Source organism: Streptomyces sp. MMBL 11-1 (genome assembly GCF_028622875.1).
Taxonomy (GTDB): Bacteria; Actinomycetota; Actinomycetes; order Streptomycetales; family Streptomycetaceae; genus Streptomyces.
The window spans coordinates 5,310,476-5,335,956 of sequence record NZ_CP117709.1 but is presented as its reverse complement, the minus strand read 5'-3'; the positions used below and the strand labels follow the sequence as shown (position 1 = coordinate 5,335,956).

Here is a 25,481-nt window from a genome sequence, read left to right as displayed (position 1 = left end):
CGGGGAGCGGGACGGCCGGACCGCCGGAACCGGGAAGCGGGACGGCTCGACCGCCGTGTCGCAGGGGCATCAGCGCCCACATGGTCGTAACAGCTCACGCTTAGGGTGGATCACATGACGGACGACGACGGGACGACGGCGGCTGCCGCCACGGGCACGCTCGGGTACGAGCAGGCACGGGACGAGCTGATCGAGGTCGTACGCCGGCTGGAGGCGGGCGGCACGACGCTGGAGGAGTCGCTGGCCCTGTGGGAGCGGGGCGAGGAGCTGGCGAAGGTCTGCCGGCACTGGCTGGAGGGCGCCCGCGCCCGGCTGGACGCGGCCCTGGCCCGCCCGCAGGAGGACCATCAGGGCTGAGCGGGGCGTCCGCGGGCCCGGCGGGGCTCCGGCGGCGCGCACGCTCGGATGGCGCGGGGCGGCCGGCGCCAGGACGGCTCGGTGGCGGTCCCGGCGGACGGGCGTGCTGCGGCTACGGCGGACGAGGGTGCGGCGGCGGGACGGGTGATGGCGCAGGGAGAGGTGCGCTGTGCGATGAGTCACTCCCGACCCGCTTTAGTTGAAAGTTAACCTAAATCTGGCGTACGTTCGGGACGTCTCCCCGCCGCGTACGTTCGGAAGGTTCGCCCCAGATGTCCCTCGTTCTCGACCCCGCCGCCCAGGACCTCCTCTTCCGTGAGGCCCGTACCGCCAACACCTTCACCGACGAGCCGGTGACCGACGAGCAGGTCCAGGCGATCTACGACCTGGTCAAGTTCGGACCGACCGCCTTCAACCAGTCGCCGCTGCGCGTCGTCCTGGTCCGCTCCGCCGAGGGTCGCGAGCGCCTGGTGCAGCACATGGCCGAGGGCAACCGCCCGAAGACCTCCACGGCCCCGCTGGTCGCGATCCTGGCCGCCGACAACGAGTTCCACGAGGAGCTCCCGGCGCTGCTCCCGCACTTCCCGCAGGCCAAGGACATGTTCTTCTCGGAGCGCCCGGCCCGCGAGTCGGCCGCCGGCCTCAACGCCGCGCTGCAGGCCGCCTACTTCATCATCGGCGTCCGCGCCGCCGGCCTGGCCGCCGGCCCGATGACCGGCTACGACGCCGCGGGCGTCCAGAAGGAGTTCCTGGACGACGACCACGCGCCGCTGATGGTCGTCAACATCGGCAAGCCGGGCGAGGACGCCTGGTTCCCGCGCAGCCCGCGCCTCTCCTTCGACGAGGTCGTCACGACCGTCTGAGTCCTCGGCGCCGCGCGAGTCCTTGACGGCCGAGCCCGGCAGCCCGTATGCGAGGGGCCCCGGAACACCTGGTGTTCCGGGGCCCCTCGCATACGGGCTGTCGGGCTGTCGGGCTGTCGGGCTGTGGAGCGGTCGCGGCTCAGGAAGCCGGCGCGGCGGGCGGCGCCGTCTTCAGCGCGGCGGCCATCTTGACCAGGCTCTCCTTCGGCGCCGAGCCGGTCACCACCGTGGTGTGGCCCTTCCCGGGCAGGACGAGGGCGTCGTACTTCGCGCCCTCCCAGACCTGCCACTCCCGGCCGGCCACCGTCTCGGTGCGCCCGGTGTCCTTGGCCTTCTGGCTGACCTCGGGGACGTACGTCCGCGCGGCGGCGGTGGACTGCTCGACCGCGACGTACCTGCGGTCCGCGTCGAGGAAGCCCAGGTGCCAGGCGTCGCCCGCGACCTCGTCGTACCTGACGGAGGTCGCCTTCCACTCCTTCGGCAGGCCCTCGGGCGCGGCCACCGGGTAGGAGGCGGCGGTCCGCACCGTGGCCAGCTCGACGGTGAAGTCGACGGGCTTGATCGGATCGGCGTTCTCGTCCTTCGGGATGAAGAGGTAGATGACGCCCGCGCAGGCGGCGATCACCAAGGTCGACAGGATCATGTCCCGGACTGTCTGCTTGCCTCGCTTGCTTGCCACGGGATCCATGGTGGCACGCGGCCTGACACGCCCGACCGCAGGGTGCCGCTCACGGCCGCCCCTCCAGGGGCGCTCATGCGTGACCCGGCCTGCTCATTTTATCGACCTACCGATAGAGTCGCAGCACCCTCATATCCGGTCGTCGCCGTACAGAAAGGTGCGCTCCGATGTCCGAGCATCATCTGCCGTCCCCATTGGAGGTCTCCCCGGAGGCCCCCGACCGCAACCTGGCCCTGGAGTTGGTCCGGGTCACCGAGGCCGCCGCCATGGCTGCCGGGCGCTGGGTGGGCCGCGGCGACAAGATCGGCGCCGACGGCGCCGCCGTGAAGGCCATGCGGACCCTCGTCTCGACCGTCTCGATGAACGGCGTCGTCGTCATCGGCGAGGGTGAGAAGGACGAAGCGCCCATGCTGTTCAACGGCGAACGGGTCGGCGACGGCACCGGCGCCGAGGTCGACATCGCGGTCGACCCGATCGACGGCACCACGCTCAACGCCAAGGGCATGCCGAACGCCATCGCCGTGCTGGCGGCGGCCGATCGCGGCACGATGTTCGACCCGTCCGCGGTCTTCTACATGGACAAGCTGGTGACGGGGCCCGAGGCGGCGGACTTCGTCGACATCAACGCGCCCGTGTCGGTGAACATCCGGCGCGTGGCACGGGCGAAGAACGCCATGCCCGAGGACGTCACCGTCGTCATCCTCGACCGGCCCCGGCACGAGGGCATCGTCAAGGAGATCCGGGAGACGGGCGCGCGGATCAAGTTCATCTCCGACGGCGACGTCGCGGGCTCGATCATGGCGGCCCGCGAGGGCACCGGCGTCGACCTGCTGATGGGCATCGGCGGCACCCCCGAGGGCATCATCTCGGCCTGCGCCATAAAGTGCCTCGGCGGCGTCATCCAGGGCAAGCTCTGGCCCAAGGACGAGGCGGAGCGGCAGCGGGCGCTGGACGCGGGCCACGATCTGGACCGGGTGCTGTCGACCGACGACCTGGTCAGCGGCGACAACGTGTTCTTCGTGGCGACGGGGATCACCGACGGTGAGCTGATGCGCGGTGTGCGGTACCGCGCGGAGGAGGCGACCACCGAGTCGATCGTGATGCGCTCCAAGTCCGGCACGATCCGGACGATCTCCTCGACCCACCGGCTGTCGAAGCTGCGCGCCTACAGCGCCATCGACTTCGACCGCGCGAAGTAGCGCGCAGCGGTGTGAAGTAGCGCCGAGCAGTCGGGGAGTGCGTAGGGGGGTGCGGGGAGCGGGTCATCGCTCCCCGCACCCCCCCTTTTCCCGTAGGCGCGGGCCGTTTCCGGTGTACGCGGGCCGTTTCCCGTAGGCGCGGACCCTCTTCCCGTAGGCGCGGGCCCTTTCCGGTATACGCGGGCGTTTCCCGTATACGCGGGCCGTTTCCCGTAGGTGCGGGCCGCCTTCAGCCCGCTGCGGCTATGTGCTCGGCCGTCGTCGCCGCCGTGAGCTCGATGTCCCGCCGTCGTCGCCGGGCCAGCGCCACCCGGCGCTCCGCGGCGGTGAGCCCGCCCCACACCCCGTACGGCTCGGGCTGCATCAGCGCGTGCTCCCGGCAGTGCACCATGACCGGGCACCGGGCACAGACCCGCTTGGCCGCCTCCTCGCGGGCCAGCCGGGCAGCGGTCGGCTCCTTCGACGGGGCGAAGAACAGGCCCGCCTCGTCGCGGCGGCAGGCCGCATCGGAATGCCAGGGGCCCGCATCGTCCTCCCGGGCGGGGGTCCGCTGGGCCGGAACGGCGGCGACCTGCAGAGGCTGATGCGGCGGTTGCAGCACGGTCTACTCCTGACGACGGCTACGGCTTCGCGAGCGAGAGTCGATGCAGCACTCCCTACCCGCTGTGCGTACGCCTATGCACTGAGTGGCACCGACGCGCGACGCACCGCAATGCGCCCCCGCGGGTTTGTGGCCGATTACCGGAGGTCGTCCGCTCCGCCGTATTCAGTGGCCGAGATGTTTGCGCAGCCGACGCTGGAGGTCGGCGACGAACTTGCCCCGCTTCGGCCGGGCTTCCACGGTCCCGAACACCGAATAGCCGTTCACCACGACCACCGGCGCTTCCGGGTCCGGCGATTCGAGCGTCCGCACTTCGAAGGTGCCGAAGACGCCCGTGCCGTTGCCGCGCAGGGAAATGTTCTCCGGCACCCGGATGTCGACGCTGCCGAAGATGGATGTCGCGTTGATAACGGTGAGGCGTTGGCCGAAAAGCGCTTCGGTCAGATCGATCTCCACGCTGCCGAAGAGCGCGAAGGCGTTCGTCCGTCCGCCGACCCGCCAACGGCCCTTGCGGGTGGCGCTGCTGAAGACCGCGACGAGATTGTCCGCGGGGCCGTCGTCGTTCTCGGGCCCGTAGGCGTACGGCTCGGAACCGGGGCGGGCCGGGGAGCCGGAGGGCGCGGGCAGGTCCCGGATCAGCGGCTGGAGCTCGCCGACGGTCTTGGCCCGGTAGACCAGGTCGATCCGCTCCCCGTGCTCGTCCGCCGTCAGACGGCCCTCGGCCATCGCCTCCCGCAGGATGTCCGCGATCCGGTCGCGGTCGGCGTCGGAGGCGCGGATGCCATCGCCGTCCAGGACTTCGGCGGGCGGCGGGGCGGCCGGCGCGAGGGGCTGCTGGGGCTGCTTCTCTAGGTCCACCGGCCCAGCGTACCCAAACGCGATAGATCGCGACTACCCCTCCAACCCGGCGCGCCCGGCCCCCGAGCGGCGTTCCCGGGCGGCGGTCCAGGTGAGCCTTACCTCACAGGATCCTCCCGGAGGCGGCGCTCTACCCTGGTGGATGCGCTGCCCGAGGGAGGTCAGCCGCTGTCGCCGAGTGAGGAATGGCCGTCATGGCAGAGTTTGCGTACTCCGATCTGCTCCCCCTGGGGGAGGACACCACGCCGTACCGTCTGGTGACCGCCGAGGGTGTCTCCACCTTCGAGGCCGACGGCCGTACGTTCCTCAAGGTCGCCCCGGAGGCGCTGCGCACCCTGGCCGCCGAGGCGATGCACGACATCTCGCACTACCTGCGCCCGGCCCACCTGGCGCAGCTGCGGCGGATCGTCGACGATCCGGAGGCGTCCTCCAACGACAAGTTCGTGGCGCTGGACCTCCTGAAGAACGCGAACATCGCCGCGGCGGGCGTACTGCCGATGTGCCAGGACACCGGTACGGCGATCGTCATGGGCAAGCGCGGGCAGAACGTGCTGACCGAGGGCGGTGACGAGGAGGCCCTGTCGCACGGGATCTACGACGCGTACACCAAGCTCAACCTGCGCTACTCGCAGATGGCCCCGCTGACCATGTGGGACGAGAAGAACACCGGCTCCAACCTTCCGGCCCAGATCGAGCTGTACGCCACCGACGGCGGCGCGTACAAGTTCCTCTTCATGGCGAAGGGCGGCGGCTCGGCCAACAAGTCGTTCCTCTACCAGGAGACGAAGGCCGTCCTGAACGAGGCCTCCATGATGACGTTCCTGGAGGAGAAGATCCGGTCGCTGGGGACCGCGGCCTGCCCGCCGTACCACCTCGCGATCGTGGTCGGCGGCACGTCGGCGGAGTTCGCGCTGAAGACCGCCAAGTACGCCTCCGCGCACTACCTGGACGAGCTGCCCGCCGAGGGCTCCCCCACCGGGCACGGCTTCCGGGACAAGGAGCTGGAGGAGAAGGTCTTCGAGCTGACGCAGAAGATCGGGATCGGCGCGCAGTTCGGCGGCAAGTACTTCTGCCACGACGTGCGCGTGGTGCGCCTGCCCCGGCACGGGGCCTCGCTGCCCGTCGCCATCGCCGTCTCCTGCTCGGCCGACCGCCAGGCCACCGCGAAGATCACGGCCGAGGGCGTCTTCCTGGAGCAGCTGGAGAAGGACCCGGCGCGCTTCCTCCCCGACACCACCGACGAGCACCTGGACGAGGCCGGTGACGTCGTGCAGATCGACCTCAACCGGCCGATGGACGAGGTGCTGGCCGAGCTGACCAAGTACCCGGTCAAGACCCGGCTCTCGCTGACCGGCCCGCTGGTCGTGGCCCGCGACATCGCCCACGCCAAGATCAAGGAGCGGCTGGACGCGGGCGAGGAGATGCCGCAGTACCTGAAGGACCACCCGGTGTACTACGCGGGTCCGGCGAAGACGCCCGAGGGGTACGCCTCCGGCTCCTTCGGCCCGACGACGGCCGGCCGGATGGACAGTTACGTGGAGCAGTTCCAGGCGGCGGGCGGTTCCAAGGTGATGCTCGCCAAGGGCAACCGCAGCAAGCAGGTCACCGACGCCTGCGGCGCGCACGGCGGCTTCTACCTCGGCTCGATCGGCGGCCCCGCGGCCCGGCTCGCCCAGGACTGCATCAAGAAGGTCGAGGTCGTCGAGTACGAGGAGCTCGGCATGGAGGCGGTCTGGAAGATCGAGGTCGAGGACTTCCCCGCGTTCGTCGTCGTCGACGACAAGGGCAACGACTTCTTCACCGAGCCCGCCCCGGCTCCGACGTTCACCAGCATTCCGGTGCGGGGGCCGGGTCTCGGCTGACCCCGCCCGGCAGGTACGAGGGAGGGCCCGTCCGCGCGGACGGGCCCTCCCTCGCGTTCTCAGCCGTCCAGCAGACCCGAGGTCGCGACCAGATACCCCAGCTGCGCCCGGCTGTTGCTGCCCAGTTGCTCGGAGACCTTGCGCATGTGCTCGGCGACGCTGCGGCGGCTCATGCCGATCCGGCGGGCGATGGCGGCGTCCGTCTCGCCGTTGACGACGGCCTGGAGGATGGCGCGCTGGAGGTCGGAGGTGACGACGGGGGTGCGCAGCGGCGCGCGTTCGGGGCGGACCGGGACCGCGCGTGACCACGCCTCGTCGAAGTGGCGGACCAGGAAGCGGACCAGCGACGGGTGCTGGACGCGCAGCGCGGTGTGCGGCTCGTCGGAGAACGGGATGAGGGCGAGGTCCCGGTCGAAGACGATGAACCGGTCCGCGACCTCGGCCAGGGTCCTGATCTCGGCGCCCTCGGCGGTCACCTGCTCGATGTAGGCGAGCGTGGTGCGGTCCGAGCGGACGGTGTGCTGGTAGAGGGTGCGCTGCCGGATGCCGCGGCGCAGGTTGCCCAGATCGCGCGGCAGGGACTCCTCCAGGACGTGGGCGGGGCGTCCGCCGCCGGGGTGGGCGGTGCGGACCTCGGCGCGGCAGCCGCTGACCCCGGCGTCCAGGGCCTTGCCGATGACGGCCGTGCCGGAGAGCCGGGTGAGGACGGGGCGTTCCTGTCGGTGCATCTCGGCGTAGAGGCCCTCGAAGGCGGCGAGGGTGGCGCGGGCGGAACGCAGGGTTCGGCGCTGCTCGACGATCGCCTCCTCGATCGGGGCGAGGGCGGCGAACGAGGCGGTCTCCGGCGGTACGGGGATGAGGTAGCCGGGTGAATCGTGGTCGGCCACCATCAGGTGCAGGGACAGCAGGCAGGACGGCGCGGCGCCGGCCGGGAGGCCGCCCTCCGTCAGCGCACGGCGATAGGCCGCGAGCGCCGCCTCGCAGGGTTGTTCCGGTATCGACCGGTCCGAGGGTGATTCACGGCAATCACATACCGGTGAGGGGGAATGATCGTCCTTCACAAGGATGCAGATTACCTTTGTGCAAACGGGAGTCCCCCGTCCGGCACCCGCGCTCGACGAGTATGTCCCGGTGACATCTGGAATCAACAGCGCGGACGGGCCGAAGGCGGACGAGGCGGACGGCGACGCCCAGAAGGGCCGGGACACCGCGGTCTCCGAGCGCCGTTTTCGATTCCTCGTCGCCGGATACGCGGTGTCTTCCTACGGCACATTCCTGAATATGGTGGCGCTCAATCTCTTCGTCTACGAGACGACGGGACGGGCGCTGGCCATGGGCCTGTTCATGGCGGTGCGGCTCGCCTCCGGATTCGTCGCCGGTCTCGTCGTGGGCGGTCTGCTCGCCCGTTTCAGCGCGAAGAGCATCATGCTGTGGGCGAATGTCGGGCAGGGCGGCGTGATGCTGGTGCTCGTCCTGGCGCCGGACGGTCTGCTGACCGGGGCGCTGATGGCCGTCTCGGTGGTGATCGGGGCGTGCGGGACCCTGTTCATGGTGGCGTTGCGCAGTTCGATCCCGGAGATGGTCGGGGAGGACCGCAGGGCGTGGGCGAACTCCCTCTCGATCACCGGCCGTTCGCTGGCCATGGTGGCGGGGTTCGCCTCGGCGGGCGTGGTCGTCTCCCTCGTCGGGTACACCGCGGCCTTCCTTGTCGACATGGCGACGTTCATCGCCTGCGCGGTGACGGTGGCCCTGCTGCCGATCGCCGGCGGCAAGGGAGCGGGAGCCAAGGAAGCGGGAGCCAGGGGTGCCGCCGGCGAGGAAGCCGACGGATCGGCCCCCGAAGGCTCCCAGGGCTCCGGGGGCCGCGAAGGCTCCGGGGAGTCCCAGGGCTCCGGGGGCTCCCGGGCCGGGAAGGACGCCTCGGCCGGGAAGGGCGCCTCGGCCGCGAAGGGCGGCAGGCGCTGGCGGCCCGTGGCCTTCCTCGCGCTCGCCGCCGCCCCCGGGATGGGTCTGATGGTGGCCCTGCGCGGGGTCGACGCGTTCGGTTCCTCGTCCCACAACGCGGCGCTGCCGATCTATTCCACCTCGCTCGACGCGTCGAATCCCGCGGTGTTCGTCAGCGCGTTCTGGTGCGTGTGGGCGCTCGGCAACATCGGGGCCCAGCAGGTGATCCAGCGGTACGCGCAGCGCACCGGACGCTCCGTGGGGGCGCTCGGATTCGGCTATGGCACGGTGGTGATGTCGGCCGCGTTCATCGCCGCGTTCGCCGGGTTCCCGCTGGTCGTGACGGCGGTGATCGCGCTGATCGCGGGGGCCGCGGACGGCCTCACCGAGGTCGCGTACACCTCGCACCTCCAGACACTTCCGGCCACCTTGCGTGGCCATGCCTTCGGTCTTTCGGCCACTTTCGAGAACCTCGGCTTCGGCGTCGGCATGATCCTTGTGGCGGCGGCTCTCGACCAATTCTCCCCGCTGGCCGTGGTGGGCTGGTCCCACGGCGCCGCCATCGTCGTCGCCGTGGTGTTCCTGCTGAGGGTGGCGGGAGTGCGCCGGGCGGGGCGTACGGGGCGTACGGGGCAGCGAAAGGAAGAAGCCGTTGAGGGACGACCGGATCGCGGTGATCGGAACGGCGCTGAGGTTTCCGGGGGCTGACACCCCCACGGCCTACTGGCGCGACATCCGGGCGGGGACCGGCCACGTACGCCGCTTCACCCGGGCCGAGTTCGCCGCGGCGGGCGTCCCCGCGGCGGAGTACGAGCGGCCGGGGTTCGGCGGGGCGAGCGCGCTCCTGACGGGCGTGGACGGCTTCGACGCCGGGTTCTTCGGGATGAGCGGGCGGGAGGCGGAGCTGACCGATCCGCAGCAGCGGCTGTTCCTGGAGTGCTGCTTCCACGCCCTGGAGGACGGGGGCTACGCGGGCGGCGAGGAGCGTTACGCGGGCGGCGACGGCGACTCGGTACGGATCGGGGTGTACGGGAGCTCCGGATACCGCCTGTACTCGCTGCACAGCTATCTGGCGGAGAACCTGGCGGCGGAGGCCGGCTCGGGCGACTGGATGACCGCCAAGCAGGTCCAGGTCGGCAACTACCCCGACTTCATCGCGGCCCGGGCCGCCTTCCGGCTCGGTCTGACCGGGCCCGCGCTGACCGTGTCGACGGCCTGTTCCAGCGCTCTCGTCTCGGTCCATCTGGCCTGCCAGGCGCTGCGCGCCGGGGACGCGGACCTGATGCTGGTGGGCTCCGCCGCCCTGCATCTGCCCGGTGTCACCGGCCAGGTCCCGGTCAAGGGCTCCACCCTCTCCCCCACCGGCACGGTCCGGGCCTTCGACGCGGACGCGGACGGCACGGTCGGCGGGAACGGGGCCGCCGCCGTCCTCCTCAAACCGCTGGCGCGGGCGCTGGCCGACGGCGACACCGTGCACGCGGTGATCCTGGGCTCGGCGGTCACCAACGACGGCTCGGACAAAGGGACCGGCGACGGCATGGGCAGAGGCGGGTTCGCCGCCCCCGGGGTCGCCGGTCAGCGGGACGCGGTGCTCGGGGCGCTGCGCGCGGCGGACGTGGACGCGGCGTCGATCGGGTACGTGGAGGCGCACGGCACGGGCACGCTGAAGGGCGACCCGATCGAGTTCGCCGCCCTCACCGAGGCGTTCCGCGCGCATACCGACCGGACCGGCTTCTGCGCGCTCGGCTCGACGAAACCGGCCATCGGCCACCTGGACAGCGCCTCGGGGCTCGCGGGACTGATCAAGGCCGTCGAGGTGCTGCGGCACGGGGTGGTCCCGCCGCTGGTGAACTTCTCCCGGCCCAACCCGGCGCTGGCGGTGGACGAGAGCCCGTTCCTGCTGCCGGTACGGGAGAGCGCCTGGCCGCTGGCGGGGGTGCGGCGAGCCGGTGTGCACTCCATCGGCATGGGCGGTACGAACGCTCATGTGATCCTGGAACAGGCGCCGGAGGCCGCGCACGCGGCGCCGGCGCACGACGGCGCCCTCGTGCCCGCCCTGCTGCCGCTCTCGGCCGCGGACGGGGACGCGCTGCGTGCGTACGCCGCCGCCCTGCGGGACCACCTGGCGGAGGGGCCGCCCCACTCCCCCGCCGATCTGCTGACCACCACAGCGCTCGGTCGGCGGCTCCTGCCGCACCGGCTGGTCGTCACCGCCGCGGACCCGGTGGCCGGTCTCGACGCGTTTCTCTCCGGGACCCCGGAGGGCGAGGCATACACGACCGGAGTGGCCGACGGCGTACGGGAGAGGCGGCCGGTGTTCCTCTTCAGCGGCCAGGGCGGCGGGCACCCGGGCATGGGCGCGGAACTCGCCGCGCGCTTCCCGGTGGTGGCCGAGACGCTCGACGCCTGCGCCCGGGTGTACGCGGAGGAGACCGGGCGGGACGACTTCCTGGACCGGATCGTCGGCGGGCAGGGCCCCGAGCGGTGGGACACCGCCTTCGCGCAGCCCGCCCTGTTCGCCCTCCAGATCGCCCAGGCCCGGCTGTGGGAACGGCTCGGGGTCACCCCGGCCCGGGTCGCCGGGCACAGCGTCGGCGCGTACGCGGCGCTGTGCGTGGCCGGGGCCCTGGAGACCGAGGACGCGATGCGGCTGGTGTGCGGGCGCGGGCGTCTGATGCTGGAGCGGGCGGCCCCGGGCGCGATGGTCTCCGCGTTCGTCCCCCGGGACCGGGTGCGGGAGCTGCTCGCCGCCGTCCCCGGGCTGGAGCTCGCCGTGGTCAACGGCACCGCCCACCACGTGCTGGGCGGCCCGCCGGGGGCGGTGGACGCGGCACGGGCGCTGCTGGCGGCGCGAGGTGAGCCGTACGAGGTGCTGGCGGTGGACCGGGCGTTCCACACGGCGCTGCTCGATCCGGCGCTGGAGGACTTCCAGGTGCTGGCCGACAAGGTCAAACTCCACCCCTTGCACACGGAGTTCGTCGACGGCATGGACGGCACGGTCCGCCCCGCCGGGTGGCGGCCGGACGCCGCCCACCTGGTCGCGCAGGCCCGCCGCACGGCCGACTTCGCCGCCGTTCTGGACCGGCTGGCCGGGGCGCCCGAGGAGGGTGCGCCGCGGCCCGGGACCCCGCTGCTGCTGGAGCTGGGCCCGTCCGCCGTGCTGACGGGGATGGTCCGCCGGGCGCTGCCGGACGCGGTCTGCGTACCGACGCGGCGGTGGGAGCGGGCGGTGGCCGCGCTGCACTGCGCGGGGGCCGGGGTGGACTGGGCCGCGCTGCTCGACGGCTGCGGCGGCCGGCGCGTCCGGCTGCCCGCGTACCCCTTCCAGCGCCGCTCGCACTGGAGGGGCCCGGCCCCGTACCCGCCCCCGCTCACCCCCCTCACCCCGCTCACGCCCCTCACCCCGCTCCCACGTTCCACGGAGGACCGCATGACCGAACAGGCCGTACTGGACAGGGTGCTGGAGCTGACCGCGCGCCATCTCGGGCACCGGCCCGACGAGGTGGCCGCCGACCGCACCTTCGTCGGCCTCGGTGCGGACTCGCTCCAGCTGATCGGGATGGTGAGGCAGTTGGAGGCCGAGTTCGGCACGGAGATCAGCATGCGGGAGATCCTGGAGGAGGCGGGCACACCCCGGCTGACTGCCGCGCTGATAGCCGGACGGAGAACTCCGGCGATATCCGCGTCATCCGCGTCATCCGCGTCATCCGTGTCGTCCGTGTCGTCCGTGTCGTCCGCATCATCCGTGTCCGTGGAGCCGGCGCCTGCCCCCACGCCCCCGCCGGTCACCCACGCGCCCACGCCGGTCACGCCCACACCCACGTCGGTCACCGACGAGCCCGTCCACGCCACCCGGGCCGAGGTCGCCGCTCTCGCGGAGCAGATACGTCAACTGGCCGAGACGCAGGCCGCGATGCTCAACCAGCTCTCCGAGGCCGTCGCGCTGCTGACCGACCGCACCGGGGCGGGGCCGCGATGAGCGCGACAACGCGTGCGTCCGCCGACGCCGTCGCCAGGGCGGCGGAACTGTCCCGCAGGCTCACCGACCAGCTCGCGGCGGCCCGGGGCCGGATCCCGGCGAAGGACGCGGAGCCCGCCGCCGGGGAGAGGGCGCACGGCCCCCGTCTCGTCGTGGACGCGGCGGGCGGGATGGCGGGGGCGGGGGCCGACGAGGCCCAACGGGCCCACACCGCCTCCCTGATCCAGCGGTTCACCGAGCGCACCCGCACCTCCAAGGAGCTGGCCCAGCGGCACCGTTCGGTACTCGCCGACAGTCGCGCCGTCGTGGGGTTCCGCAACGCCACCAAGGAGATGCTCTACCCGATCGCGGCCCGCTCGGCGCACGGCTCCCGGCTCACCGACGTGGACGGCAACACCTACACCGACATCACCATGGGGTTCGGCGCGCTGCTCCTCGGCCACGAGGCGGAGCCCGTCACCGACGCCGTGCGCCGCCATCTCTCCGACGGGCTGCGCTTCGGCCCCCGGTCCCCCGACACCGGGGAGGCCGCGGCCCTGCTCGCCTCGCTGACCGGCCTGGAGCGGGTCGCCTTCGCCTCGTCCGGTACGGAGGCGAACTCGGCGGCGATCCGGCTGGCCCGGGCCGCGACCGGGCGCGACAAGGTCGTCATGTTCCGGGGCTCGTACCACGGGCACATCGACTCCGTCCTCGGCCGGCCCGGCGGGCCCGGGCAGCACGCCGTGCCCGTCTCCCGGGGCATCCCGGCCAGCGCGGTGGCGGAGCTGATCGTGCTGGAGTACGGGGCCCCGGAGTCCCTGGAGACGATCGACGCCCTCGGGGACACGATCGCCGCCGTGCTCGTCGAGCCCGTGCAGTGCCGCAACCCGGGCCTGCGGCCGGTGGAGTTCGTCCGGTCGCTGCGCGAACTCACCGCCCGCCGGGGCATCGTGCTGCTCTTCGACGAGATGCTGACGGGGCTCCGCCCCCACCCGCGCGGCGCCCAGGAGCACTTCGGGGTGGTGCCGGACCTCGCCACGTACGGCAAGGCGCTCGGGGCCGGCTTCCCGATCGGCGCGGTGGCGGGGCGGGCGGACCTGCTCGACGGGGTGGACGGCGGGTTCTGGCGGTACGGGGAGCCCGGCGGGCCCTCGCGCGAGACCACGTTCATCGGCGGCACCTACATGCAGCACCCGCTGTCGATGGCGGCGGCCCGCGCGGTGCTCACCCACCTCACCGAGCGGGGGCCCGGACTCCAGAGCGGGCTGAACGCCCGCACCCAGGCGCTCGCGGACCGGCTCAACCGCTTCTTCCACGACGAGGAGTTCCCGCTGGAGCTGGCCCACTTCGGGTCGATGTTCCGCTTCAAGCACCGCGCGGACCTGGAGTTGCTCTACCACCACCTCCAACTGCGCGGTGTGTACGTATGGGAGTGGCGCAGCTTCTACCTGTCCACCGCCCACACGGAGGAGGACGTGAACCGCGTCGCGGAGGCGGTGGAGGGCTCACTGCGGGAGCTGCGCGACGGCGGGTTCTTCCCCCGCGCCGTCCGCCCGGCCGCCGTGCGGCGGGCCGGAACACGGCGGCCCGCGCCCGACTTCGGCGTCTACTTCTTCGGCGACTATCCGGAGACCGGCGAGGCCGACGGCAGCGGCGGCAGCAGCAGCAACAACGGCAGCGGCACCCCGCAGGCGTACGACACCGTCCTGGAGACCGCGCGCTTCGCCGACGAGCACGGCTTCTCCTCCGTCTGGCTGCCCGAGCGGCACTTCGACTCCTTCGGCGGGATCTTCCCGAACCCCGCCGTGCTCGCCGCCGCCGTGGCCCGGGAGACCGGGAACGTCCGGATCAACGCGGGCTCGGTGGTGCTGCCGCTGCACGATCCGGTGCGGGTCGCCGAGGAGTGGTCGGTGGTGGACAACCTCTCCGGCGGTCGCGTCGGCATCGGCTGCGCCACCGGCTGGCACGCCCGGGACTTCGCCCTGCATCCCGACCGGTTCACGGACCGGCGGCGGATCGCCTTCGACCACCTCGACGAGGTGCGCCGGCTGTGGCGCGGGGACGCGGTGCGGCGGCGCACGGGCGAGGGCGCGGAGGCGGAGATCCGGATCCGGCCGCGTCCGGTACAGGAGGAGCCGCCGTTCTTCCTGGCCACCTCCGGGCAGCGGGCGTCGTACGAGGAGGCGGCCCGGCGCGGCCTCGGGGTCGTCACCAACCTGATGAGCCAGACCGTGGACGAGCTGGCCGCGAACATCGCGCACTACCGGCGTACGCGTGCGGCGTGCGGGCTCGACCCGGCGGCCGGGCGGGTGACGGTGCTGGTGCACACGTACCTCGGCGACGACCACGCCACCGCCCGGGCCGAGGCGCTGGAGCCGATGGTGCGGTATCTGCGGGCCTCGCTGCTGATGCGCTCGGCGGCCACCGCCACCGGGTCCCGGCGCGAGGACGTGGCGGCGGCGAGCGAGGAGGACCTGGACTATCTGTTCCGCCGGGCGTACGACCGCTACTGCGACCAGCGGGCCCTGATCGGCACGCCCACGAGCGTCGCCCCGTTCGTCGACGCGCTGCACGGGGCCGGGGTGGACGAGATCGCCGCCCTGGTCGACTTCGGGATGGACCGGGAGCGGCTGCGGTCGGGGCTGGAGCGCCTGGACGTGCTGCGCCGCCGGACGCGGGAGCGGGGCGCCCCGGCTCAGGACACCGTCGCGCCCGCCACCTCGGCGCAGCGGCGGCTGTGGCTGGCCGCGCGGTTGATGGAGAACCCGGCGGCGTACAACGAGACGGGGGCCGTACGGCTGCGCGGTCCGCTGGACGTGGCGGCGCTGCGGACGGCGGTGGACGGCCTGGTCGAGCGGCACGCGGGGCTGCGGACGGTGTTCCGGGCCGATGGGGAGGCGGGCGTCGTCCAGGTCGTGCGGAACGGGCTCCGTATTCCCCTGACGGTGACGGACGCCCAGGGCCAGGACGCCGAGCGGGCGATCGGGGCGCTGCTCGCCGAGGAGAGCGGCCGGGCCTACGACCTGGCCGCGGGGCCGCTGTTCACTCCCCGGCTGCTGCGGCTGGCGGAGGACGACCACGTCCTGGTCCTCGGGACGCACCACATCATCACGGACGCGCACTCGGCGGCGCTGATCGCCGGGGACCTCCGGGAGCTGTACACGGCGGCCCGCGCCGGACGCCCGCCGGCCTTCGAGCGGCCCGCCGGGACGACCGTCGGGGCCCCCGAACCCGCGGGCGACGCGGCCGACCTGGCCTGGTGGCGCGCGTTGCTGGGCGACCGGCCGCCGGTACTGGCCCTGCCGACGGACCGGCCGCGCGGCCGCCGGGTGGCGGGGCGCGGCGGGGCGGTGGCCCGGACCGTGGGCCGGGAGCGGGCCGGCCGGCTGCGGGAGTGGAGCGGGCAGCAGGGCGTGACCCTGTTCGCCACGCTGTGCACGGCCTGGCAGCTGGTGCTGCGGCGGCGGTCGGGGCAGGACGCGTTCCTGCTGGGCACGACGTTCGGGCGGCGGCCGCCCTCGACGGCGGACACGGTCGGCTTCCATGTGGCACTGCTGCCGCTGCCGCTGTCCGCCACCGACGCGACCTCCTCGCCGGAGGCCGTACGGGCCACCGGCCGGGCGCTGTTCGCGGCGGACGAGCACAGCGGGGTGGACCTGGACGCGCTCATGGCGGCCGTCCATCCGGACCCGGGGAATCCGCGCCCGCTGGTGACCGTTTCGGTCGATCTGGACCGGGCGGCGCTGGCCGGAATCGACCTGCCCGGCCTGCGGGCGGAGGGCGTGGCGGCCGGGACGGAGTCGTCGCCGCTGGAGTTCGCGCTGATGGCCACCCAGGTCGGGGACGGGAGCCTGCGGCTGCGGCTGCGCTACGACGCGGACCTGTTCGACGCGGCGACGGCGGAGGGGTATCTCGCGGAGCTGGACGCGCGGTTGGAGGCGATGTCGGAGGCGATACCGGAGGCGATGTCGAGCCCGGCCGAGGAGCGCACGGCGGAAGCGGGCACGGCGGCCGGAGCAGACGCGGCGGACACAGCGGACGCAGCGAGCGCGACGGCGGGACCGTACACGGCGGGCGCCGCCGGGTCGGACCCGGCAGGCGCCCCCGGACCGGACACGACGGAGCCGGACGCCCGCACGGCCTCCGACACCGCCGCGCTCCTGCGCGAGGTCTGGGAGTCCGTCCTCGGCCGGCGCGGATTCCCCGCCGACGCCAACTTCTTCGACCTGGGCGGCAATTCCATCGCCGCGATCCGCCTCGTGAACCGGGTCCGGGACACGCTCGGCGTCGACTACCCGCTGGCGGACTTCTTCGCCGATTCCACGCTGCGGGCCATGACCGGGCAGCTGGCCGGCGGTCCGGAGCCGGACGTCGCGGCGGTCGTCGACCGCGCCCCCGTCAGCGACCAGCAGGCCCGGATGATCGCCGGGCACCACGCCATGCCCGACCCCGCGGTGTGGAACGTGCCGACGCGCATCACGTTCACCGGGGCGCTGGACCCGGCGGCCCTGCGGTCCGCCGTCTCCGAGCTGGTCGCCCGGCACGACGGGCTGCGGACCAGGTTCACGCCGGAGGGGGCGCCGGACGGGCCGTGGTGGCAGGAGGTGCTGGCGGCGGAGCCGGTGGCACTGCCGGTGGAGGATCTGACCGGGCTGCCCGCCGGCGAGCGTCGGCCCCGGGCGGACGCCCTGTGCCGGGCGGACGCGGCGGCCCCCTTCGGCCTGGGGCGGCCCCTGCTGCCCCGGACGCGGCTGCTGCGGGTCGAGGAGGACCGCTGGGAGCTGATGTTCGTCCTGCACCACATCTGCGCCGACGGCTGGTCGCTGTCCGTGCTGCTCGCGGAGCTCGCCGCGCTGTACACGGCGGCGGCCGCGGGCGTCCCGCACGGCCTGCCCGAACCGGCGATGCAGGCGCCCGGGTACGCCCGGTGGCAGCGGGAGCAGCACGATCCCGGCGCGGAGGCGGAACGGGCCGCGTTCTGCGCCCGCTACCTGGACGGGGTGCCGTCCGCCGTCCCCGTACCGACGGACCGGCCGCGTCCGCGGAAGCTGAGCGGGCGCGGGGACACGGTGCGCGGGGTCGCGACGGGTGCCGTGCGGGCGGCGGTGGAGAAGCTGGCGGCCGAGCGGCGCACCACCCCGTTCGCGGTCGCTGCGGCGGCGCTCGGGGTGTTCCTGACCCGGCTGTCGGGGGAGGAGGACACCTTGCTGAGCGTCCCGTACGCCCACCGCGAGGGCACCGCCTCGGAGTCGCTCGTGGCGATGACGTCCACCGCGGTGATGGTCCGCGTACGACTGGATCCAGCCAATCTCGACGAGACCTGCGCGGAGCTGGCCGTCCGTACGGGCACCGGCGCGCTCGGGGCCATGGCGCATGTCCTGCCCACCGCGCGCATCATGCAGGCGATGCGGGACGCGGGCGCCGACAGCGTCCCCGACCGGGTGCCGCACGTCCTGGCGTTCCAGAACTCCGTCGACACGGACATCGAGATCCCCGGGCTCCGGGTCGAGGTGACCGATCTGGCACCGCCGCTTTCCCGCAGCGAACTGTGCTTCGGGCTTGCGCCGCGCCGGGACCCCGCCAAGGGTTATGGAACGTTCCTGGAATTCTCCACCGACCTGTGGGACCACACGACCGCCCACGACCTTCTCTCGTCGTACACCGACCTGCTCGCGGAGTTCAGCGCCCGGCCCGACCGGCCGGTGCGGGAACTCCTCGGGGAGCGCCCCTCGCCGGGGCCCTCGGGCCGAGGCTCCGGGGGCTCCGCCGGGGACGCCAGCGCCGGGCCCGACCAGCCCGGCGGACCGTCACCCTCCCAGTCACTGCCGAACACCGGAAAGGCGGACGCCGTATGACTCCGGCCCCCCACCGCAGCCACACCGACGACCTGCTCTCCTTCATCGCCGCCAGCCCTTCCCCCTACCACGTGGTGGCCAGCGCGGCCCAGCGTCTGGAGAAGGCCGGGTTCCGCGAACTGCGCGGCACGGACGACTGGACGGGGGCGACCGGCGGCTGCTTCGTCAGCCGTGCCGGTGCGCTGATCGCCTGGTACGTGCCCGAGGGCGCGCCCGCCCACACCCCGTTCCGGATCGTCGGCACCCACACCGACTCGCCGAACCTGCGGATCAAACCCGCGCCGGACACCGGCACTTCGGGGTGGCGGCAGATCGGGGTGGAGATCTACGGCGGAGTCCCGCTGAACACCTGGCTCGACCGGGATCTGGGCATCTCCGGCCGCCTCGCTCTGCGCGGCCCCGACGGCACCCCGCGCAGCCGGCTCGTGCAGATCGACGAACCCCTGCTCCGGGTCCCGCAGTTGGCCATTCACCTGGACCGTACGGTGAACGAGGGCGTGGTCCTGGACCGGCAGCGGCACATCGCGCCGATCTGGGCGCTGGGCGACCCGCGGGAGGGTGAGCTGCTGCGCCGGGTCGCGTCGGACGCCGGGGAGGACCCGGCGGACGTGCTGGGCTGGGACCTGATGCTGCACGACGTCCAGCCGCCCGGATATCTGGGTGTGGACCGGGAGTTCGTGGTGGCGCCCCGGCTGGACAACCAGGTGTCGGTGCACGCCGGGGTGACCGCGCTGGTGGACGCGGCGACGGGGGCCACGCAGCCCTCCTTCGTACCGGTGCTGGCCGCTTTCGACCACGAGGAGGTCGGCAGCGGTTCCGAGACGGGTGCGCAGAGCCCACTGCTGGAGCGGATCCTGTCGCGGTCCGTGTCGGCGCGCGGCGGCAGCGACGAGGACTGGGCGCGGGCGCTCGCGGGCGCGTTCTGCGTCTCCGCCGACATGGCGCACGCGGTGCACCCCAACTACGCGGAACGGCACGACCCCGACCATTGCCCGCTCCCCAACGGCGGCCCGACGGTCAAGGTGAACGTCAACCAGCGGTACGCCACCGACTCCACCGGCATCGCGGTGCTCACCGCGGCGGCCGAGCGGTCCGGGGCGCCCTGGCAGCCGTTCGTCTCCAACAACGCGATGCCCTGCGGTACGTCGATCGGCCCGCTCACGGCGGCGCGGCTCGGCGTCACCACGGTGGACGTCGGGGTGCCCGGCCTGTCGATGCACTCGGCGCGCGAGCTGTGCGGGGTGCGCGACCCGGGCTATCTCGCCGCGATCCTCACCACGATCATGGTCGGGGACTGACGGACCGCACGCCCTCACCGACGGGCGCGGCTCCCGGAAGTACGGACAGAGAAGTTACGGAACAGAGAAGTACGGAACAGAAGAGAACAGGACCGACCGTGGCCGACGTAGAGACCGTCCTCATCTGCCTGCCCTTCGCCGGGGCGGGCCCCTCCTTCTTCACGCCGTGGCAGGGACTCGCCCCGGAGGGTCTGCGGATCCTCCCGGTGTCGCTGCCGGGCCGCGAGAAGCGGTTCCCCGAGCCCGCCCACACCTCGGCGGCCCCGGCCGTCGACGACGCGTACGCGCAGGTGACGGCGGCCCTGGGGGGCGGGGACGGGGACGGCGGCCCGGTCGTGCTGTTCGGGCACAGCATGGGCGCGGTCCTCGCGTACGAACTGGCGCACCGGATCGAGCGGTCGGACGGGCCGGGCCGCCTGGCGGCGCTCGTCGTCAGCGGCGCCCCCGGCCCCTGGACGCCGCGCACGGACCGGGCGGACGGACTGCCGGACGAGGAGTTCGCCGCCCGGGTCCGGGCGTTCGCCGGGTACGACCACCCGGCGCTGGCCCACCCGGAGATGCGGGAGCTGCTGCTGCCGACGCTCCGGGCGGACGTCCGGCTCCACGAGACGTATGTCCCGTCCACGGACCGGCCGTTGGGTGTGCCGGTGATCTCCGTCCGGGGGCGGGAGGACACGCTGGTCACAGCGGCGGAGGCGGCCGAGTGGGGCCGGGCGACGTCGGGGAAGCTGACGGTGGCCGAGCCGGCCGGCGGGCACATGTATCTCACCGAGCGGCCGGGCGAGCTGCTGGAGCTGGTGGCCGCCGAGGTGCGCGCGGAGCGGGGCCGGTGACGGGCGACGGCGGCCCGGGGGCCGCGGGCGGCGGAGCTCGGCTCGCCGGGCGGACGGCGCTGATCACGGGAGCGGCGCGCGGTCTCGGCCGGGCCTGTGCGCTGGCCTTCGCCCGCGAGGGCGCGGACCTGGTCCTGCTGGACGTGGCGGGCGAGCTGCCCGGGGTGCCGTATCCGCTCGGTTCGGCCTCGCAGCTCGCGCACACCGGGCGGCTCTGCCGCGAGGCGGGGTCCGCCGTGCTGACCCGGCAGGCCGACGTCCGGGACCTGGCGGCGCTGGAGTCGGCGGCGGAGGCGGCCGAGGAGCGCTTCGGGCGGATCGACGTCCTGGTCAACAACGCGGGCATCGCCGCCCCTTCGGGCCGCCCGGCGCACGAGATCACCGAGGCGGAGTGGCAGCTGATGATCGATGTGGATCTGGGCGGTGCGTGGCGGGCGATCCGCGCGGTCGGCGGCCGGATGGCCGCTCAGGGGTCCGGTTCGATCGTCAACATCGCCTCGACGGCGGGCCTGGTGGGCTACCGGCACTTCGCGGGGTACGTCGCGGCCAAGCACGGGCTGGTCGGCCTGACGAGAGCGGTGGCCCTGGACTACGCGCCCCGCAAGGTTCGGGTCAACGCGGTGTGTCCGGGCTCGGTGCGGGACGACGAGGCGATGGAGGGCCGGATGCTGGCGGAGATCGCCCGCTCGCTGGAGGTGCCGGTCGCGGAGCACGAGGCCGCGTTCGTCCGGGATCAGCCGATGAACGCTCTGGTGGAGCCGGACGATGTGGCGAACGCGGTGCTCTGGCTGGCCTCGGAGGAGTCCCGGCAGGTGACCGGCAGCGTGGTCACCGTGGACGGCGGGTTCTCCGCCCGCTGACCGCCGTTTCCCCTTCCGTGGACAAGGAGTCGCGTACGTGCCGCCCGCCCATCACACCCTGACGGTCCGCCTGCCGCCGGACACCGCCGACACCGCGCTCGCCGCCGCCCTCACGGCGGCGGCGGAGCTGTGGTGGCCCGGGGGCCGCCGTCTCCGGCTGTGGACGGAGACCGTGCCCGCTCCGGCCGGGTCCGGCGCCGCCGCCCGGCGGCGCGCGGCCGAGGCCCGCCGCCCGGTCGCGTCCGGCCACCGGCTGCGGGCGGTGCTGCTGCGGTACGCGGACGGGGCGGGAGCGGACCCCGGCCCCGGCCCGGATCTCGTGCTGACCGCCGACGGGTCCGCGCTGGACGCCCGCTCGTTGCGGCTCGTCGCCCGGGTGCTGCGGGGCGGCCTGGCCCCGGACGCCGTGACGCCGCTCCACGAGTCGCTCCCCCTGGACCTGAGCGTGGCCGGGGAGACCCGACGGCTCGCCTCGGCGCTCGCGGTCACCGTCGGGCGGTACGAGGGTGCGGCCTCGGTGCGCGTAGCCGTCCCCGCGCCGGCCCGGGGCCGGCCGCCGTACGCGCTGGGGGCGCTCGACGGGTACGCGGTGTTCACGGCGGACCTGTCGCCCGGCCGTACGGTCGCGGACCTGCTCGCCACCGGGCCGGTCGTCCCGGCGGAGGGCGACGATCCGCCCGTCCTCGGCCTGGTGGCGGACGAGGAGGGCGGGCCGGCCACGCTGCCGGCCGGCCCCGACGGTCTCCCCGTGCCGCGCGGTCATGTGGAGCGGGTACACGCGGCGTTGGCGGCATGCCCGCCCGACACACCGCTCTCGGCACTGAATCCGCTGAGCGAGGCCGAGTGCGCGCGGCAACTGGCCCTGGGAGCACCACAGAAGGCGCCGGGCCCCGGGCCCCTCCGCCGCGTCGACGAGGCCTTCGCCGCTCAGGCCGCCGCCCGCCCGCGCTCGCCCGCACTCACCGTGGGGTCCACCACCCTCTCGTACGCCGAACTCGACGACCGTGCCGAGGCGTTGGCCGACGGGCTGTACGCCCACGGCGTCCGCCCCGGGGATCTCGTGGGCCTCTGTCTGCCTCGCGGAGCCGACCTGGTGGCGGCGATGCTCGCCGTGCTGAAGGCGGACGCGGTCTACGTACCGCTGGACCCGGAGCATCCGGCGGACCGCCGGGAGCGCACCGCGCGGGACGCGGGGGTCCGGCTGACGGTCCGGGACCCGGCCGTCCTCACCGGCCACCCGCCGCGCCCCGCCACGCCCCGGGGCCCGGCCACCGGTCCCGCGTACGTCATCCACACCTCGGGTTCGACCGGCCGCCCCAAGGGGGTCCTCGTCCCGCACACCGGTGTCACGGCCCTGGTCGGCTCCGTCCACGACGACTTCGGCCTCTCCCCCGACGACACCTGGACGTGCTTCCACTCGGCGGCGTTCGACTTCTCGGTGTGGGAGATCTGGGGCGCGCTGCTGACGGGCGGGCGGCTGGTCGTCGTGGACCACTGGACCTCGCGCTCGCCGGAGGACTTCCACGCCCTGCTGGCACGGGAGCGGGTGAGCGTGCTGAGCCAGACCCCGTCGGCGTTCACCCAGCTCGTGGCGGCCGACCGGACGGGCGGCACGCTGCCCGCCCTGCGGCTGGTGGTGCTGGGAGGCGAGCCGCTGGACGCCCGTCCGCTGCTGGGCTGGTTCGACCGGCACCCGGAGGACCGCTGCCGCCTGGTCAACATGTACGGGATCACCGAGACCACGGTGCATGTCACGGCGGCCACGGTGACGCGCCGCGAGGCGCTCGCCGGGTCCCGGTCGGTGGGCCGGCCCCTGCCGGGCTGGTCGGTCCGGGTCCTGGACCCGCACGGGCGGCCGGTGCCGCCGGGTGCGCCCGGGGAGATCCATGTGGGCGGGGCGGGCGTGGCGCTCGGCTATCTGCACCGGCCCGCCCTGACCGCCGAACGCTTCGTCCCGGACGTCCTGGACCCGGCCGGGCGGCTCTACCGCAGCGGCGATCTGGGGCGGCTGCTGCCCGACGGGACGCTGGAGCACCTGGGCCGGATCGACGACCAGGTGAAGGTGCGGGGCTTCCGGATCGAGCCGGGCGAGATCCGGCACGTGCTGCTGGAGGACCCGGCGGTGTCGGCGGCGGCGGTCACCGTGACCGGCGGTGAGGGCGGGGACGCGGCGGCCGTGCGGATCGACGCGTACGTGGTCCCCGCCCCGGGGACGGGCGAGGAGTCCGGACCCGTACGGGAGCGGGCCGCCCGGCTGCTTCCCCCGCACATGGTGCCCGCGACGGTGACCGTACTGTCGGCCCTCCCCCTCACCGCGAACGGCAAGCTGGACGCGGCCCGCCTGCCCACGCCCGGAGCGCGCCGGGCCCCGGCCCCCGCACCTGCGGCACCCGGAGCTCCCGAGGCCCCGGCCGCCGCCCTCGCCTCGATCTGGCAGGAGGTCCTGGGCGTCGCGTCGGTCGGCCCGGACGACGACTTCTGGGACCTGGGCGGCAATTCGTTGTACGCGATCCGGATCGGCACGCTCGCCCGGGAGCGCGGGCTGCCCGGCATACCGCTGCGGCAGCTGTATCTGACGCCGACGCTGGGGGCGCTGTCCGAGGCACTCGCCCGGCAGACGTGAGACGAAGGCGGGACGAGGGGGCGACCGCACCACGGCGGCCGCCCCCTCGCACGCGGTGGTTACACGAAGCGCTGGTTCGCGCCGCCGTCGCACGTCCGGAGCTTGAGCGGGTCCTTGGCCCCCGCCAGCGTCAGACACAGGTTCGTCGCGGCGGCCGGGCGGAGGGTGCCCGCCTGCCGGACGAACTTCTGGTTCGCCGCGCCCGAGCAGTCCCACACGACGAGCGTGGCGCCGGTGGCGTACTTCGCGCCCGGCACGTCCAGGCAGCGGTCGTGGCTGAGCGCGGTGCGGGCCGTCTGCGTACCCGCGTCGTACCACCAGTTCTGGTTGCGCCCGCCGTGGCAGTCCCAGCCGCCGATCTCCGTGCCGTTACGGGTGACCGAGGCGGGCACGTCCACACAGGTGCCGGTCGCCTCGTTCTTCAGCGGGGCGAACAGGTCGTCCCAGGCCGCTCCCGTCAGGACCGGGTCCCCGGTGCTCGCCGGGTCGGCGCAGCTCGCCTCGCGCAGCCCGGAGTCGTACAGCTGGGTGAGGCAGGACGCGAAGGCCCGGTGGCCGGCCGCGTTGGGGTGGAAGGACTGCCGGACGGAGTTCTCGTCGGGCAGGCCGGGCTTGCTCAGGTCGATGTAGAGCCCGCGCGCCCAGGCGTTCTCGGTGCAGACCTCGTGGCCGTGGAAGAGCCGGGAGTTGTCGAGGTAGGTGGCGCCGGTGGCGGTGGCTGCCTCGCGCATCCCGGCCTGGAAGGCGGGCACGGCCGTGTTGCGGCCCCAGACGGTGTCGGAGTCGTAGCCGAGTCCGCCGCAGACGAGCTTGCCGGGGAACTTCGGGTTGTCGCGGAAGTCCGGGCCGATCGGGCTCGGGTAGCCCATCAGGACGAGCTTGTAGTCGCTGTTCGCGTATCCGGCGTCCGTCATGACGGTGCGCAGGTCGCGGACGGTCCGCTCGACCTTGGGGACCAGCGCGTCGACGCGGGCCTGCCAGCCGCTCGCGTACTTCGGCTCGCAGGGGCCCTGGAGGCTGATGTAGCGGACCACGCAGTCGGTCATGACGGGGCCGAACTGGAGGTCGTCGTTGGCCCCGGCGACCAGGACGATCATCTTGATCCGGGTGTTGCGGGCCTTGATCGCGAGGCTGTCGCTCTGCACGAGCTCGTCGGCGTACTGCTTGCTCCCGCCGATTCTGATGTTTCCGGTATGGGCGCCGGAACACGAGACGTTGTACGTGAGGTCCGCCGCGATGCCCGTGCGGTGGATGGCGGCGTCCGGTGAGCGGTGGCACCAGTTGTCCGGCCCGTTGGTGCCGGGGTCGTAGGTGCCGACGCCCTCGCCGGAGATCTCGCTGTCGCCGAGCGAGATCAGTCCGGTCCTGCGGTCGCCCATCGGCCGCTCGGCGGGGCTCCCGTACAGCTGGGTGGCCTCGGCGGCCCGGACGGCTTCCAGTGCGGGCGGGAGAGGGGTGGATGCGATAGAGCTGGTACCCGACTCCGTCGCGCCCGCGGGTCCGGCGGCGGCCATACCGCCGACGGCGGCCGCGAGAGCGACGGTGGCCGCGACCGTACAGCGGAGCAGGCGAAGGCTTCCGAGCCCTCGAAGTCTGGTGCTGGTGCGCCTCATTGCGCCTCCCGGTAGTGGTTACCCCCGGTATTTACTGGTCGGTAGGCGACTTGGGAATACATGGAACAAGACAAGTGC

Annotated in this window: 16 protein-coding genes; 11 read left to right on the top strand and 5 right to left on the bottom strand. The window is 73.6% G+C overall.

What is annotated here, in order from left to right; genetic code table 11:
• The first annotated feature begins 114 nt into the window (after positions 1 to 114).
• Entirely contained in the window at positions 115 to 357 is a 243-nt protein-coding gene (locus PSQ21_RS23930) for an exodeoxyribonuclease VII small subunit (protein ID WP_274032850.1), read from the top strand.
• A 272-nt stretch (positions 358 to 629) separates the two neighbouring features.
• Positions 630 to 1,220, top strand: coding sequence for a malonic semialdehyde reductase (locus PSQ21_RS23925; protein ID WP_274032849.1), 591 nt, complete (start codon positions 630 to 632; stop codon positions 1,218 to 1,220).
• Positions 1,221 to 1,359: 139 nt separating this feature from the next.
• Here PSQ21_RS23925 and PSQ21_RS23920 read toward each other — a convergent pair whose 3' ends face one another.
• Positions 1,360 to 1,908, bottom strand: coding sequence for a DUF4245 domain-containing protein (locus PSQ21_RS23920; protein WP_274032847.1), 549 nt, complete (start codon positions 1,906 to 1,908; stop codon positions 1,360 to 1,362).
• A 158-nt stretch (positions 1,909 to 2,066) separates the two neighbouring features.
• Here PSQ21_RS23920 and glpX point away from each other — a divergent pair, with 158 nt between their 5' ends.
• Positions 2,067 to 3,098: a class II fructose-bisphosphatase gene (gene glpX / locus PSQ21_RS23915; protein ID WP_274032844.1), complete on the top strand. Its 1,032-nt coding sequence runs from the start codon at positions 2,067 to 2,069 to the stop codon at positions 3,096 to 3,098.
• A gap of 229 nt (positions 3,099 to 3,327) precedes the next feature.
• Here glpX and PSQ21_RS23910 read toward each other — a convergent pair whose 3' ends face one another.
• Both PSQ21_RS23910 and PSQ21_RS23905 read right to left on the bottom strand, forming a co-directional pair.
• A complete protein-coding gene (locus PSQ21_RS23910; protein WP_274032843.1) occupies positions 3,328 to 3,699 on the bottom strand; it encodes a WhiB family transcriptional regulator in 372 nt (123 codons plus the stop codon).
• Positions 3,700 to 3,864: 165 nt separating this feature from the next.
• On the bottom strand, positions 3,865 to 4,557 hold the full coding sequence (locus PSQ21_RS23905) for a DUF1707 SHOCT-like domain-containing protein (RefSeq protein ID WP_274032841.1): 693 nt from the start codon (positions 4,555 to 4,557) through the stop codon (positions 3,865 to 3,867).
• 194 nt (positions 4,558 to 4,751) lie between these two features.
• Here PSQ21_RS23905 and PSQ21_RS23900 point away from each other — a divergent pair, with 194 nt between their 5' ends.
• Complete coding sequence (locus PSQ21_RS23900) at positions 4,752 to 6,419, top strand: fumarate hydratase (protein ID WP_274032839.1); 1,668 nt, start codon at positions 4,752 to 4,754, stop codon at positions 6,417 to 6,419.
• Positions 6,420 to 6,478: 59 nt separating this feature from the next.
• On the opposite strand, the gene PSQ21_RS23895 is transcribed toward PSQ21_RS23900, so the two are convergent.
• On the bottom strand, positions 6,479 to 7,480 hold the full coding sequence (locus PSQ21_RS23895) for a LuxR C-terminal-related transcriptional regulator (protein ID WP_337961686.1): 1,002 nt from the start codon (positions 7,478 to 7,480) through the stop codon (positions 6,479 to 6,481).
• A 220-nt stretch (positions 7,481 to 7,700) separates the two neighbouring features.
• Here PSQ21_RS23895 and PSQ21_RS23890 point away from each other — a divergent pair, with 220 nt between their 5' ends.
• The 7 genes from PSQ21_RS23890 to PSQ21_RS23860 all read left to right on the top strand — a co-directional run bounded on the left by PSQ21_RS23890 (position 7,701) and on the right by PSQ21_RS23860 (position 23,790).
• Positions 7,701 to 9,071: an MFS transporter gene (locus PSQ21_RS23890; protein WP_397989837.1), complete on the top strand. Its 1,371-nt coding sequence runs from the start codon at positions 7,701 to 7,703 to the stop codon at positions 9,069 to 9,071.
• The gene (locus PSQ21_RS23885; protein WP_274032835.1) at positions 9,016 to 12,342 is read left to right on the top strand and encodes a type I polyketide synthase; all 3,327 of its coding nucleotides are present in this window, start codon (positions 9,016 to 9,018) and stop codon (positions 12,340 to 12,342) included. The genes PSQ21_RS23890 and PSQ21_RS23885 overlap by 56 nt, the downstream gene beginning before the upstream one ends.
• Complete coding sequence (locus PSQ21_RS23880; protein WP_274032834.1) at positions 12,339 to 18,176, top strand: MupA/Atu3671 family FMN-dependent luciferase-like monooxygenase; 5,838 nt, start codon at positions 12,339 to 12,341, stop codon at positions 18,174 to 18,176. Before PSQ21_RS23885 ends, PSQ21_RS23880 begins: the two co-directional genes overlap by 4 nt.
• Positions 18,173 to 19,474 (top strand): M18 family aminopeptidase, encoded by a 1,302-nt coding sequence (locus tag PSQ21_RS23875; protein ID WP_274032833.1) that lies wholly within the window; start codon positions 18,173 to 18,175, stop codon positions 19,472 to 19,474. The genes PSQ21_RS23880 and PSQ21_RS23875 overlap by 4 nt, the downstream gene beginning before the upstream one ends.
• Positions 19,475 to 19,572: 98 nt before the next feature.
• Complete coding sequence (locus PSQ21_RS23870; RefSeq protein WP_274032831.1) at positions 19,573 to 20,307, top strand: thioesterase II family protein; 735 nt, start codon at positions 19,573 to 19,575, stop codon at positions 20,305 to 20,307.
• Entirely contained in the window at positions 20,304 to 21,167 is an 864-nt protein-coding gene (locus tag PSQ21_RS23865) for an SDR family oxidoreductase (RefSeq protein ID WP_274032830.1), read from the top strand. The genes PSQ21_RS23870 and PSQ21_RS23865 overlap by 4 nt, the downstream gene beginning before the upstream one ends.
• 37 nt (positions 21,168 to 21,204) lie before the next feature.
• Positions 21,205 to 23,790: an amino acid adenylation domain-containing protein gene (locus PSQ21_RS23860; RefSeq protein WP_274032829.1), complete on the top strand. Its 2,586-nt coding sequence runs from the start codon at positions 21,205 to 21,207 to the stop codon at positions 23,788 to 23,790.
• A 59-nt stretch (positions 23,791 to 23,849) separates the two neighbouring features.
• Here PSQ21_RS23860 and PSQ21_RS23855 read toward each other — a convergent pair whose 3' ends face one another.
• Positions 23,850 to 25,403, bottom strand: coding sequence for a ricin-type beta-trefoil lectin domain protein (locus PSQ21_RS23855; RefSeq protein ID WP_274032828.1), 1,554 nt, complete (start codon positions 25,401 to 25,403; stop codon positions 23,850 to 23,852).
• Between the last annotated feature and the right edge of the window lie 78 nt (positions 25,404 to 25,481).